Genomic DNA, 13,622 nt, shown 5'->3' with positions numbered 1-13,622 from the left:
ACAAAAAATGCAGAAATCCTGCATTTTGAAGAAAAAATTGCTAAGTTATACGAAAGCAAAAAAAAATACCCTTATCGGGTAATTTTCTTTTTATTTGGTGGAGATGAGGAGATTCGAACTCCTGACCCCCTGCTTGCAAGCAGGTGCTCTCCCAACTGAGCTACACCCCCACTTATCACACGTTTTTTATTATATCACATTATCAAAAAAATTCAATAGTTATTTTTGTATTTCTACATTTGAATTTGGAGATTGAGGCACAGGAATTGTAAATTTATCTCCATTTACATCCACATAGCTTGAAGGTACATCTCCAACTATTATACTTTCTGCAATAGGCATGTGAAGTGTAACAATTATTTTTTCTGAAGCTAAAGGCGCAATTATTCGTATCGTAGTTTGAATATCTAAATATATTCTATGCCTTGTTTGATTTATTCCAGCCGGTTCAAACTGTGAACTAAAATCAACATCTACCGCTCCAACTGGCAAAAGCCCTACTTTTATACGTGGCCCTGCATTTGCAAATAAATCAGTAGAAAAAACCGAACCTAAAGGAATTTTAGCATAGAGAGGACCTAAATTATTTAAATTTTCTTTCACTTCTTTTGTAATCTTAGAAGCCAGCAAGTTCATTTCAATAGTATTTGCCTGTAACATTGACACTTTTCCATTGTTATCTGTTCTTACATAAATTAAATCTTTATACTCTATTCCTTTTAGCGCTTTTTCATTTATAGCATCATTTATAGTATTTACAGCTGTTTCTTTTGCTAAAGTTTCACTTACTGCTATAATAGCCGGTTTTAATCGATATTCTGTAAAATAGTATAAAATCACAAATAAAATAGTTACGTAAATCAAATATATGTAAAACGAATTAACCCGCCTTAGTCCCCATCTTTTCCTCTTCAAGTAAAACACCTCCCCTACATTTTATGTGGAGGAGGTGTTTTTGTTACTTATTTTTTATATTTTCTATAAAAGTCATGTTCTGTCATAACAGATATCCCATTTTTCTTTAAAATCCTTGTGGTAATTCCATCTCCATCTATCAAATTCCCCGAAAAAGTGCCATCGTAAATCTCTCCACAGCCGCAAGAAGGGCTTTTAGCTTTAAAAATTGCCTCCTTTATCTTATACATTTTAGCAATTTTTAAAGTCTCATACGCTCCTCTATAGAAATTTTCCGTAACCTCTTTTCCTTCAATGTTAAAAACCTTATCAACTTTTATCTCAGAGGGCAGTCGAGGAGTTGGAAGCCCCCCTAATTGCTCAGGACAAACTAAAATAGCCTTCCCTTCCTCTACCAATTTTTTTATTTCTTTATTTTCATTGTTTCCTCCATCGTATTTACAGTTAACACCAGCAAGGCAAGCACTTACTAAATACATTTTATCATCCCCTATTTGTCAACTAATTCAACTATTGTAACACCGTCTCCTCCTTCACCGTATTTACCTAACCTAAAAGATTTAACATGTTTATTGCTTCTTAAAAATTGCGATATACCCGTCCTTAACACCCCTGTACCCCGTCCGTGAATAATTGTCACTTGAGTAAGACCAGCCAAATACGCATCGTCTATATATTTTTCCACCTCTAACAAAGCATCGTCAAGGTTTTTGCCTCTCACATCTATGGAAGTCTTATAGATTGAGACTTTTCGTGTACAAATTTGCTGTAGCCTTTTTTTACTACCTCATCTTCTTTCTCCTCCACTACCCTTAAATTACTTATATGCACAGTCATCTTTAAAATTCCTGCCTGCACTTCCACATTCCCTGATTTGTCAGGAAGAGAAAGCACAATCCCATCTTGGCCTAAAGGCACTATATAGACTGTCTGTCCCTCTTTTAAACTATCAGGAATTTTGCCGTAGGAAACCTCTTTAGGCTTTAAAACTTCTTCTTCTAATTCCTCTAAATTTTTCTTCAATTCTTCTCTTACTTCTTGTATGATCCTGTCTTTATTTTGTGTACTTTCTTCTGCTTCTCTAATCTTTTTGATTATCCCCTCAGCAGTAAATTTCGCTTCTTGTACTATTTTCCTTGCCCTTTCTTTCGCCTCTTTTAATATTTTATCCCTTTCATTTTGCAATTTTTTCTTTTCTTTCTCTAATTCCTCTTTCAAGATTTCCACATCTTTCCTTAAAAAAGCCATTTCGTGGTTTGCCTTTTCCAATTCCCTTCGCTTACTTTCGACGTCTGCAATTATATCTTCAAATTTTAAGGCTTCTCCTGAAATATATTTTCTTGCATCTTCTATTATTTGCCGAGGAAGCCCTAATCTTTTAGCTATTTCAAAGGCATTACTCTTGCCAGGAAGACCTATTATAAGCTTATAGGTGGGCTTTAAAGTTTCAACATCAAATTCCACGCTTGCATTTTCTACTCCTGCGGTTTTTAAAGCATACTGCTTTAACTCACTATAATGGGTAGTAGCTATTGTCTTGGCACCAATCTTATGCAGTGTATCGAGAATACTCATAGCCAAAGCAGCACCTTCTACAGGGTCAGTACCTGCCCCTAATTCATCTAACAAAGCAAGGCAATTTTTGTTTACTTTTTGGAGCATGCTTATAATATTCGTCATATGGGAAGAAAAAGTGCTTAAGCTTTGTTCAATACTCTGCTCATCGCCTATATCCACAAAAATTTCCTCAAATATTGAAACCTGTGACCCTTCTTCTGCAGGAATATTAAGCCCTGCCATTGCCATTATAGTTAAAAGTCCCACTGTCTTTAAAGTTACAGTTTTCCCTCCCGTATTAGGACCAGTAATGACTAGGGTATTAAATTGGTCTCCTATGTATATATCTATAGGGACAACAGCTTCCTGATTTATGAGAGGGTGTCTTGCCTTTTTTAAATTAATATATCCCATTGTGTTTAGCTCTGGCCTTACGGCTTTTAGCTTTAAAGAATATTTAGCCTTAGCAAATGTAAAATCTAATTCTGAAACTATTTCAATGTCATTAAATAAAGCCTGTGCATACTTTTGACCTCTTGAGAAAGCTCAAAAAGTATTCTCTGTATCTCTTGTCTTTCTTTTAGTTCCACTTGTCTCAATTCGTTGTTTAAGTCAACTACTTGCATAGGTTCAATAAAAAGAGTAGCACCACTGGAGGATTGGTCGTGGACAATACCTTTAAAAGTGCTGCGATATTCTTGTTTTACAGGTACAACATATCTTCCCTGTCTTACAGTTATAATAGGCTCTTGCAATTCTTTTTGACGGGTAGAAATTATCGAATTCAATGTTGCCCTTATTTTTTCATTTATGGCTGATTTCTGCCCTCTTAAAGATTTGAGCAGTGGAGAAGCATCATCTGCTATTTCATCTTCTGAAATTATTATATTTTCAATCCTTTTTTCCAAATCTTTTATCGGTAAAACTTTTTTATCGTATTCTTTTAACCTTACAAATCTATCACTTTCTTGAAGATTTTTGAAATAGCCTTTTATTTGGCTTACCAACTTAAGAAACTTCTTTATCTTTAAAAGCTCCTTGTTATAAAGCACGGAATCTATTTGTGCTTTTTTATATAATCCCTTATGTCCTCAAAAGCAAAAGAAATACCCCCATAGGAGGAAATAAAGTAAATTGCCTCATTCAATAAATCTAATTCCCTCTCTATTTCCTCTATGTCTTTCTTTATGACAATATCTGAAGCTTTTTGTTTGCCTAGATCCGAATCACAATAGCTAACAATAAACTCCACTATCTTGTCAAATTCAAGACTTTTTAATGCTCTACTATTAATTCCCCTCACCATCACAAAACTCCTCTGTAAAAATGTCCTTTTGTATATTTTCCTTCTAAAATTTCAATTTCATTCCCTTCTAAAGCTTCAATATGCATTTTTAAAACTTTCTCTATTTCTTCATCTTCTTCTATTGTATCATGTATCCTCAAAAAAGAAAGTCCAGCTTGTTTAAGCTCCTTTATGCTTACCATTAAAAGCACATCTGCGTTTAAAATCTGCATCCTGCAAAAACCATTGCTTTTAAGAGGCATTAATTTGCCTTTTCTGTCTTCTAGAAAATAATAACCTTTTTCACACCTTTCTCTGTCACAGCCTACTAAATTCTTTATTGGACAATATTCCATCGTCATAAGAGGCAGTCTACCGTATATTAAAGCTTCAAATTTTACGTCACTTCTTTTGGCAATATCTTTAATCTGCTCCAGCGTAAGTTCATAAGATAAAGTCACAGCGTAAGGTTTAAAGTAATCTACAGCTAAATTGTTGAAAATATTCAAAGGATAATCTATAAATATCTCAAAGTCATAATTTTTTGCAATATGATAAAGCCCTAAATTTGAAACCAAAATTTTGTTTATCCCCATATCCTGTAAAAATTCTAATTGAGGCTTTATTCTTTTTATCTCTTCCCTCAATATAGAAGGGAAAGCAGGTATAACCGTTGTCTTTGAATCTTTTATTAGTTCTAAACCTTTTTTTAAAAGTTTTACATCAAGCTTGTAATTGAAATAGACATATTCTATACCCAATTGGCTGGCTATCTTCAAATGTTCAAGCTTGTCAGTATAAAAAGTTAAGGTTATATTTTCCTTTTTTTCTTTGAAAGAAGGTAGCTTAAAAAATGTGTGCTTTTCTTCTCTTTTATAATAGTCTAACTTTTTCTTTTCTAACATTTCTAGTGCTTTTCTTCTCGCTTCTTTTATTCCTTTTACAGACATGTAAAGTCCTTTTTCAACTACTACTTCTATTTCTTCTACATAAAAGGCTGTGTCATTTATTTGAGTAAGTTTATCTTTCAAAAAATCTTCCTTAATAGAAACTTTTTCCGCTATCTGACTTATTTCATCACTATAAGCTTCTACTGTATGAATTCCTTCTTGTATCTTTATATACAAAGGTTTGTCCTTTTTTAACTCCGCATAAATTTTTATAGGAATCTTTTTGGAAGGTAAGTTTTTCAGCTTGTTATTTAACAATACATCATAAGTTTTATTTAATATTTCTCTTTCTTTTACATAAAACTTAAGAGGTAGTTCTATTATATCTCCTTCATAAGCTCTATCTACCTTCTTCCCATTCTTAAATATTACTTCAACCTTTTGCCCCTTTTCTCTTTTTTCATCAGAAACTCCATCACCTTTTGCAATATCCCTTAAAAGTCTCAGCCTTGCATTTTTCGAAGTCACACTTATCACTTCTGCCACAGCAACTCCCGTGTTTTTAGGAGAAATATAACTCATTTTGGAGGCTTAACTCCAAAAAGATAGCCACTAGAAAATCCTCTATTAAAAATTCGAGACATCTCTTCTATAGCTTTACCTGAATCAAAAGCTTTGCCCTCATAAAAACAGTCAATAGCTTCTCTGTAAGCTTTTACAACAGAAGCAACATATTCGGCATTTTTCATCCTGCCCTCTATCTTAAAAGAAGTAACTCCTGCTTCAATGAGGTTTGGTATATTTTCTATAGTACATAAATCCGTCATACTCAAAAGGTGTAAATCCTTTTCTAAAACTTTTCCCTCTTTATCTACAAGAGAATACTTTAAACGGCAGGGTTGTGCACATCTTCCTCTGTTTCCACTTCTTCCTCCTAGTATACTACTCATAAAGCACTGTCCAGAATAACTGACACAGAGTGCTCCATGAACAAAGACTTCTACTTCAATATTAGAATTTTGAACTATATCCTTTATTTCTTTTAACGTAAGCTCTCTTGATAAAATAACCCGGGAAACTCCCTTTTCAGCTAATTCCTGTACTCCTTCTAAATTATGGACTGTCATTTGTGTACTGGCATGAACTTTTAAACCAGGATAATTTTCTCGCAAAAACTTTAATACTCCCATATCCTGCACTATAACAGCATCAACACCTATAGAATACAAAAAATCTAAATAGTTCACTAGCTTTTCAAATTCTTCATTCGCTACAAGGGTATTTACAGTAACGTATACCTTCACATCTCTTAAATGGCAGAATTCCAAAGCAGCTTTTAAATCATCATGGTCAAAATTGGTTGCATAAGCTCTTGCACCAAAATTTTTTCCTCCTAAATACACTGCATCACATCCTGCATTAACTGCACTCATTAGAGCCTCATAATCTCCTGCTGGAGCTAATAATTCAACTTTTTTCATCCAATCACCTTTACTTTTCTTCATCAAAAGTTTCTATAAACTGCCGAAATTCTTCCTCTGTCTCTAAAAGCTGTTGTTTAGTTTTACTAAGCTCCTCCTCTAATTGTTTTATATAGCGATTTTTTTCTTCTAATTCTACTTTCAAAGAAAGCAATTCCTTTTTGATAGCATTATTTTCTTCTTTTGCAATAAAAAGTTCATCTGCGATATTCAAAGACGACAAAAGTAGTAGTTGCATTTGTGATAACTTTTCGTAATTTTGTGATAACTCTTTAATCACATTGTCTACATAATTGGCAAGTTTTATTACGTGCTCTTCAGGATAATCAGATTTTAAAATATATTCATTCCCATTTATAATCACAGTGACTTTATTTAACTCCACAAAAACATCCCCTTAATCTTTTGTTTATTTTACTTAGTTCTACATTAAAGTGCAATTTCCTTCTTATAATTAAGATAAAAGATAAAAAAGGCTTAAAATTGCCTTTTTATCTTAATTTGGCTCCTAATTTTTTGTCAAGATCTTCTACAATGTTGTTGTGAATTACACTTACTTCTTCATCTGTCAAAGTCCTTTCATAAGACCTATACCAGATAGAGAAAGCAACACTTTTTTTACCTTCAGGGATGTTAGGACCTTTATAGACGTCAAACAATTCAACTTTATCTACAAGTTTACCTCCCGTTTCAAGTATAACTTTTTCCACATCCTTTACAAAAATGTCTTCATCTACCAAAACTGCTATATCCCTTTCTACAGCTGGATATTTGGGAAGAGGAATATACCTCTTTTCTACATTAGAATATTGTATTACTTTATCTAAGTTTATTTCTCCAGCGTAGACTCTAACAGGTATATCGTAATTTTCCAAAACATCAGGGTGTATCTCTCCAAATATACCTAATGTTTCGTCACCTAGGAGAATTTTTGAAGACCTTCCTGGATGATAGGAAGGATCTTCTGCCCTTACATATTCTACTCCTTTTATACCCATTACTTCAAGGAATGTTTCTATTATTCCTTTTAATGAGAAAAAATCCACATTTTCCCCGTACATTCCTATTGCAACAGTCTTTATTTCTTGTGGTAATTCTTTTAAGGGTAATTCTTTGGGTATAAACACTTTGGATATTTCAAAAACTTTGAACTCTTGTACTTTTCTACTATAGTTAGTGTAAGCTACGTTCAATATAAAGGGCAGTAGAGTAGTTCTCATAAGGCTTTGGTCTTCCCCAAGAGGATTTATAATTTTGACTGCTTTTCTAAGAGGGCTATCTAAAGGTACGTTTATTTTGTCTAAATCCTTGTGCCCCATAAAAGACATAGTAACAATTTCATTTAACCCACAAGCCAATAGAACTTCCCTTGCTTTTTCTTCTAGTCGTTGCTCTTTGGTCAATGCCCCCAAGGTAGTTTCTGCATTTTTCATTAAACTGTCTTCAATATTGTTATACCCATAAAGTCTTGCTATTTCTTCAGCAATATCTGCCTCCATTGTAACATCTCTTCTAAAGTGAGGTACCGTTACTTCAAGGTCATTGCCTTTTTCTATAACTTTAAACTCTAAAGACTCCAATATTTCAATCATTTGAGATGTCGGAAGCTCTGTGCCTAAAAATCTATTAATCCTGTGAGGATTTACAGTTAAAACTGTCTTTTCAATTGGCTTTGGATACTCGTCCACAAGCCCTTTTAAAACTGTACCGCCACAGTATTTTTCCATAAGCTGTGCTGCTCTTTCACAAGCCAAAACTGTAACCTCTGGGTCTAAACCCTTTTCAAATCTTGAAGAAGCTTCACTTCTTAACCCCAATTTCTTAGAAGTATGCCTTATATTGCTTCCTTTAAAATTAGCACTTTCTATTAAAATATTTACAGTAGTGTCAGTTATCTCTGTATTTTCTCCTCCCATTACGCCGGCTAAACCTATAGCTTTCTTTTCGTCCGCAATAACCAACATTGAGCTGTCTAAAATCCTTTCTTTCCCATCCAATGTAACTAATTTTTCCCCTTCTGTTGCCCTTCTCACAATTATATGCTTGTTTTCAACTTTGTCCAAGTCAAAAGCGTGTAAAGGCTGACCTAATTCCAGCATTACATAGTTTGTAACATCCACCACGTTATTTATAGGTCTTATTCCCGCTTTTAAAAGGCGTATCTGCATCCACATAGGAGAAGGACCAATTTTAACATTTTTAACAACCCGCGCTACATATCTAAAGCATAAATCTGTAGCCTCAATAGTCACTTTTGCAGGATTTTGTTCTTCGCTTTCCTTAACCTCTATCATTGGCATTTTAAACTCTTTCTTAAAAGTCGCAGCTACCTCTCTCGCTATTCCTACCATTGACAAACAGTCAGGTCTATTTGGAGTTATCTCAAATTCTAATACATCATCTTTTAACTGAAGAGCCTCGTTTATATCCATTCCTAATGGGAAAGGTGGCAATATAAAAATCCCGTCTCTTTGGTATTCTGGCAACAGGCTCTCATCAAGTCCCAATTCTTTAGCAGAGCACATCATGCCATTTGACTCTATTCCTCTCAATTTGCCTCTTTTTATTTTAACTCCTCCAGGAAGAGTTGCACCATGAAGGGCTACTGGTATGTAGTCCCCCACTTTAATATTCTGTGCTCCGGTTACAATTTGTAGTTTTTCAGTACCTACATCTACAATGCCAACTAACAATTTATCTGCATTAGGATGTTTTTCTAATGAAATAATTTTCCCTACCACCACATTTGAAATTTCTTTCCCGTAGCTTGTTATAGTCTCAACTTTTGACCCTGACATAGTAAGACCTTCAGAAATAATTTTCGCATCTTCATCTATATCGACAAACTCTTTCAACCACAAAAGTGATACTAACATACGACCACCCCTTTAAAACTGTTGTATAAACCTTAAATCATTTTCAAAAAGAAACCTTAAATCATCTATTCCGTATTTCAGCATTGTAATCCTATCTATTCCCAAGCCAAAAGCAAATCCACTATATTTTTCAGGATCAATACCAGACATTCTCAAGACATTAGGATGTACCATCCCTGCTCCCAAAATTTCAATCCAACCAGTATATCCGCAAACTCTACAACCTTTTCCACCACAAGCAAAACAGCTCACATCCATTTCTGCACTGGGCTCTGTAAAAGGAAAATAATGAGGTCTAAATTTGGTTTGAGTGTCTTCTCCAAAAAACTTTTTCGCAAATATATTTAAAACTCCTTTTAAATCTCCCATAGTTATTCCTTCGTCTACTACAAGCCCTTCCATCTGATGAAACACTGGAGAGTGAGTTGCATCTATCTCATCAGATCTATAAACCCTTCCTGGAGATATAATCCTTATTGGAGGCTTATTTTTCTCCATAGTCCTTACTTGTACTGGGGATGTTTGAGTTCTCAAAAGTATATCAGAAGTAACATAAAAGGTATCCTGTAAGTCTCTAGCTGGATGGTCCTCTGGTGTATTTAATGCTTCAAAGTTGTAATAAGTAAACTCTATTTCTGGTCCTTCTGCAATAGAAAAGCCTAATCCTAAAAATATTGTTTTGATTTCATCCAATACTTGTGTCAGAGGGTGTTTGTGACCATACTCATAAGGTGTTCCCGGCATAGTTATATCTATGTACTCACTTTTAATTCTCTCTTCTTTTTCTAATTGGGCAATTTTATTTTTTGTTTCTGTGAGTAATCCCTCAATTTTTTCTCTTACTTCATTGGCAATTTGACCAATCAATGGTCTTTCTTCAGGCCTTAAATTTTTCATTCCTCTTAAAATCTGTGTCAATTCACCCTTTTTGCCCAAGTATTTGACTCTTAAGTTTTCAATTTGTTGTAAACTATCGGCTGACAAAATCTCCCTTTGTGCATTTTCATAAAGCTTGCGCAACAATTCCTCCATATATCTCAACCCCTCTTTTAGCGTATTAGTTAAAATAAAAAATCCTCCGTCAATAGGACGAAGAATCCGCGGTACCACCTACATTAGCATTTTATAAAAAATGCTCACTCATTTGGTTAACGGCATGACCGGCAATGCCTACTATTAGTTCAGCACGCTGCTCCGGAGGGAACTTTCCATTATCTACCTAACGATAACACTTTCAGTCTGCGGTGTTATCTCCCTGTGATTTTCGATAATGTACTTTACTCCTTCATAGCATTTTGCAATATTTTTTTAAAATTATACCATCCTAATTATTTTTTATCAACCTCTGCCTTTGAGATTCGTATAAAAATATACCAGCAGCGATTGAAACATTTAAAGACTCTGCCTCCCCTGTCATGGGTATTTTTACAAAGTCATCTACCAGTCTACAACACTGACACCTTTCGCTTCATTCCCCAAAACAAAAGCTACTTTATCCGAAATATTGCACTCATGAACTAATTTCCGAGCTTTTAAGTGAGTTGCAAAAACTTTTATTCCTCTTTGCTTAAGTTTTAACAAAATTTGTGAAGCAGTAACTATGACAGGAATGTGAAAAATAGACCCCATGGATGCTCTTAAAACCTTTGGATTAAAAACATCTACACAGTTGTTTATAGTAAAAATAGCACTAGCTCCAAATGCATCAGCCGTACGGATTATAGTACCTAAATTTCCTGGATCTTGAATATTGTCCGCTATAATATATATGCCTTTGTCTTTTATATAAGTATCTTCTTCATATTTTGGTATTTTTATAATTGCCATCACCATTTGTGGAGTTACTGTGTCACTTATTTTTTTAAAGACTCTTTCAGTAGTATGTACAATTTTAAAATTCCCTGTGGGAATATCTATTTTAACCCCTTCTCCCATAACTATGTACTCTATTTCAAAGTTACTTTTTAAAGCTTCCAATACACTTGTAGTACCCTCTACAAAAAACAGCCCTTCTTCGTATCGGCCCTTTTTGTCTTTTAACTTTTTTATTTTTTTTATAAGGTCATTGTTTTCACTCGTAATTAACATTCCCACCACTCTTTTATAAAATTAGTTAAAGCAAAAGGCCAAAAAACTGGCCTTATGCGTTTAAATGCTGCTTAGCTATATTTACTAATTCTTCGAAAGCTTTTTCATCGTGTATAGCCATTTCTGAAAGCATCTTCCTGTTAATTTCTATTCCAGCCTTTTTTAGTCCATTTATAAACCTGCTGTAGGAAATCCCATGAGCTCTTGCAGCAGCATTTATTCTTGTTATCCAAAGTCTTCTAAAATCTCTCTTTCTTAATTTCCTACCAATATAAGCGTACATTAAAGATTTCATTACTGCTTGATTAGCAACTCTAAAAAGTTTGCTTTTAGCTCCCCAATAACCTTTTGCCAGCTTTAATATTTTTTTGCGTCTTCTCCTCGTTACTTTGCCAAATTTTACTCTAGCCATTTTAAAAACCTCCTAATCTATTATGAATAAGGTAGTAAGCGTCTGATATTTTTAGCATCCCCACCTACTAAATAAGTAGCTTTTCTTAATCTTCTTTTTCTTTTTGCATTTTTATGGGTCAAAAGGTGACTTTTATAAGCTTTTGACCTTTTAACTTTTCCTGACTTTAATACTTTGAACCTTTTTGCTGCTCCTCTATGTGTTTTCATTTTAGGCATAAATATATCCTCCTTCTGTAATTGTTACTATTTTCTTGGTGTTAATACCATTATTAAATTCCTACCCTCCATATTAGGAGCTTTTTCTATAGCGCCATACTCATCAAGCTCTTCTGCAAACCTCTTTAAAAGGTCTTCTGCCAGTGAAGTATGAACAGCTTCTCTTCCTCTAAATCTTATAGTAACTTTTACCTTGTCACCTTCTTTTAAAAATTTAATAGCACTTCTCAACTTTACTCCAAAATCATGATCTTCAATATTTGGAGACATTCTTATTTCTTTAACATTTATCACCTTTTGCTTTTTCTTTGCCTCTTTCTCCCTCTTACTAAGCTCGTACCTGTACTTACCAAAATCCATCAATTTGCACACGGGCGGATTGGCTTGAGGGGCAATCTTAACCAAATCAAGATGTCGCTCTTGAGCAATTTTATAAGCTTCCTTTGCCGACATTATGCCAATTTGCTTTCCATCTTGGTCTATCAACCTTACCTCTTTGTCTCTTATTTCCTCATTGACCTGCAGCTCTTTGTTAATAAATACACACCTCCTAAGAATTATGAAAAAATAAAAGCGGATATAGAAATACCCGCTTCTTTATAACAAAACAACAATAACTACTTTTGAAAAAACCTTTGCACCCTCGGTGAAAGGTGAGAAGCGGGCGCTTCTACTTATTGCTTCTTTAGTTTATCATTATTTTATTTTTTTGTCAATATTTATTTTTATGCTTAGCAACTGCTCTGTCAAGTCACTCGTCTTGTGCAAAATGTCAACTCTATTAACTAGTCTACCGAAATTTTTCGCGAACTTTATGCTTACCTTTTTATTTTTAAAATCTAGAAATTTTTTACATACTCTAAATAAGCATCATAATTTTTCTTTAGTTCCTCAATTGAATCACCACCAAACTTTTTAAGGCATTCATCAGCAATCACCCAAGCGCATACCGCTTCTAATACACAGGCAGCAGCTTCTACAGCAGTTACATCAGACCTTTCATAGGCAGCTTTTACCTGTTTCTTTGAATTTATATCAATTGAATTAAGAGGTTTTAAAAGTGTAGGAATTGGCTTCATCGCAGCTTTATAATTATAGGACTTCCATTTGAAATCCCGCCTTCAATTCCTCCTGCATTATTGGATTTTCTATAAAAACCTCTTTCTTTATCGTAGTATATTTCATCGTGAACTAAAGATCCAGGTCTTCTTGCTGCTTCAAATCCCAAGCCAAACTCTACTCCTTTTATAGCTTGTACACTCATGACATGATAAGCTAAAAGAGCATCCAGTTTCCTGTCCCATTGCACATGACTTCCCAATCCAATAGGCACACCTTCTATTATTATTTCTATTACACCACCTAAAGTATCTCCTTTTGATTTTGCCTCTTCAATAATCTTTGGCCACTCTTCTTCTACACTTATTCCACCTATTTCTAAAACTTTACTTTTTACGAATATATTTAACTCCTTGAGAAGTAATTTTGCGACGCTTCCTACTGCCACTCGCGCTGCTGTTTCTCGTGCACTGGAACGCTCCAAAACATTTCTTATATCCCTTTGATTATATTTTATTGCTCCTGAAAGGTCTGCATGACCAGGGCGAGGTCTTGTCATAGCTGGAACTATTTTACCCTTCCAATTTTCATAATCTTTGTTTATTATCTGTATAGCAAGAGGGGAACCAATTGTTTTCCCGTTGCTCACACCGCTTAAAACGTGGACTTTGTCCTCTTCAATTGCCATTCTTTTTCCTCTTCCATGTCCACCTTGTCTTCTTTTAAGCTCTTTATTTATAAAGTCTTCATCTATTAAAAGATTTGCAGGAAGACCTTCAATAACAGCAATTAATGCTTCTCCATGGGATTCACCTGCAGTAATATACCTCATACTTTTCCT

General features: G+C 34.3%; 8 protein-coding genes, 1 tRNA gene, 4 pseudogenes and 2 other annotated features. All 13 genes and pseudogenes read right to left on the bottom strand.

The features are described from left to right. Nucleotides 1–95 precede the first annotated feature (95 nt). The 13 genes and pseudogenes from JCM7501_RS08630 to JCM7501_RS08570 all read right to left on the bottom strand — a co-directional run bounded on the left by JCM7501_RS08630 (nucleotide 96) and on the right by JCM7501_RS08570 (nucleotide 13,613). A tRNA-OTHER gene (locus JCM7501_RS08630) sits at nucleotides 96–170 on the bottom strand. A gap of 49 nt (nucleotides 171–219) precedes the next feature. After that, entirely contained in the window at nucleotides 220–915 is a 696-nt protein-coding gene (yunB, locus tag JCM7501_RS08625; RefSeq protein WP_028992714.1) for a sporulation protein YunB, read from the bottom strand. 47 nt (nucleotides 916–962) lie between these two features. After that, nucleotides 963–1,394 (bottom strand): 2-thiouracil desulfurase family protein, encoded by a 432-nt coding sequence (locus JCM7501_RS08620; protein ID WP_013150512.1) that lies wholly within the window; start codon nucleotides 1,392–1,394, stop codon nucleotides 963–965. A gap of 11 nt (nucleotides 1,395–1,405) precedes the next feature. Further along, nucleotides 1,406–3,778 (bottom strand): annotated as a pseudogene (locus tag JCM7501_RS08615) (endonuclease MutS2). Then, nucleotides 3,778–6,128, bottom strand: a pseudogene (locus JCM7501_RS08610) (DUF3656 domain-containing U32 family peptidase). The pseudogenes JCM7501_RS08615 and JCM7501_RS08610 overlap by 1 nt, the downstream one beginning before the upstream one ends. A gap of 10 nt (nucleotides 6,129–6,138) precedes the next feature. Continuing rightward, complete coding sequence (locus JCM7501_RS08605; RefSeq protein ID WP_012995506.1) at nucleotides 6,139–6,513, bottom strand: cell division protein ZapA; 375 nt, start codon at nucleotides 6,511–6,513, stop codon at nucleotides 6,139–6,141. Nucleotides 6,514–6,619: 106 nt separating this feature from the next. Then, the gene (gene pheT / locus JCM7501_RS08600) at nucleotides 6,620–9,004 is read right to left on the bottom strand and encodes a phenylalanine--tRNA ligase subunit beta (RefSeq protein ID WP_028992711.1); all 2,385 of its coding nucleotides are present in this window, start codon (nucleotides 9,002–9,004) and stop codon (nucleotides 6,620–6,622) included. Nucleotides 9,005–9,016: 12 nt separating this feature from the next. Continuing rightward, nucleotides 9,017–10,036 carry a phenylalanine--tRNA ligase subunit alpha gene (pheS, locus tag JCM7501_RS08595; protein ID WP_028992710.1) on the bottom strand — a complete coding sequence of 340 codons (1,020 nt, stop codon included), beginning with the start codon at nucleotides 10,034–10,036 and terminating at the stop codon, nucleotides 9,017–9,019. A 50-nt stretch (nucleotides 10,037–10,086) separates the two neighbouring features. Then, nucleotides 10,087–10,302: a binding site (T-box leader), on the bottom strand. 26 nt (nucleotides 10,303–10,328) lie between these two features. Further along, nucleotides 10,329–11,092: pseudogene (locus JCM7501_RS08590) on the bottom strand (TrmH family RNA methyltransferase). Nucleotides 11,093–11,144: 52 nt separating this feature from the next. Then, nucleotides 11,145–11,504, bottom strand: a complete 360-nt coding sequence (gene rplT / locus JCM7501_RS08585; RefSeq protein WP_009052579.1) for a 50S ribosomal protein L20 — start codon at nucleotides 11,502–11,504, stop codon at nucleotides 11,145–11,147. 20 nt (nucleotides 11,505–11,524) lie between these two features. Continuing rightward, nucleotides 11,525–11,722: a 50S ribosomal protein L35 gene (rpmI, locus tag JCM7501_RS08580; protein WP_003867239.1), complete on the bottom strand. Its 198-nt coding sequence runs from the start codon at nucleotides 11,720–11,722 to the stop codon at nucleotides 11,525–11,527. 27 nt (nucleotides 11,723–11,749) lie between these two features. Continuing rightward, on the bottom strand, nucleotides 11,750–12,301 hold the full coding sequence (gene infC / locus JCM7501_RS08575; RefSeq protein WP_013150518.1) for a translation initiation factor IF-3: 552 nt from the start codon (nucleotides 12,299–12,301) through the stop codon (nucleotides 11,750–11,752). Continuing rightward, nucleotides 12,282–12,404 (bottom strand) — a sequence feature (ribosomal protein L20 leader region). Its footprint overlaps the gene before it by 20 nt. 157 nt (nucleotides 12,405–12,561) lie before the next feature. Continuing rightward, nucleotides 12,562–13,613 (bottom strand): annotated as a pseudogene (locus JCM7501_RS08570) (chorismate synthase). Between the last annotated feature and the right edge of the window lie 9 nt (nucleotides 13,614–13,622).

It is taken from the genome of Thermoanaerobacter thermocopriae JCM 7501, from assembly GCF_001310975.1.
In the GTDB taxonomy this organism is placed as follows: Bacteria; Bacillota; Thermoanaerobacteria; order Thermoanaerobacterales; family Thermoanaerobacteraceae; genus Thermoanaerobacter; species Thermoanaerobacter thermocopriae.
This window is presented reverse-complemented; position numbering and strand designations above follow the sequence as displayed.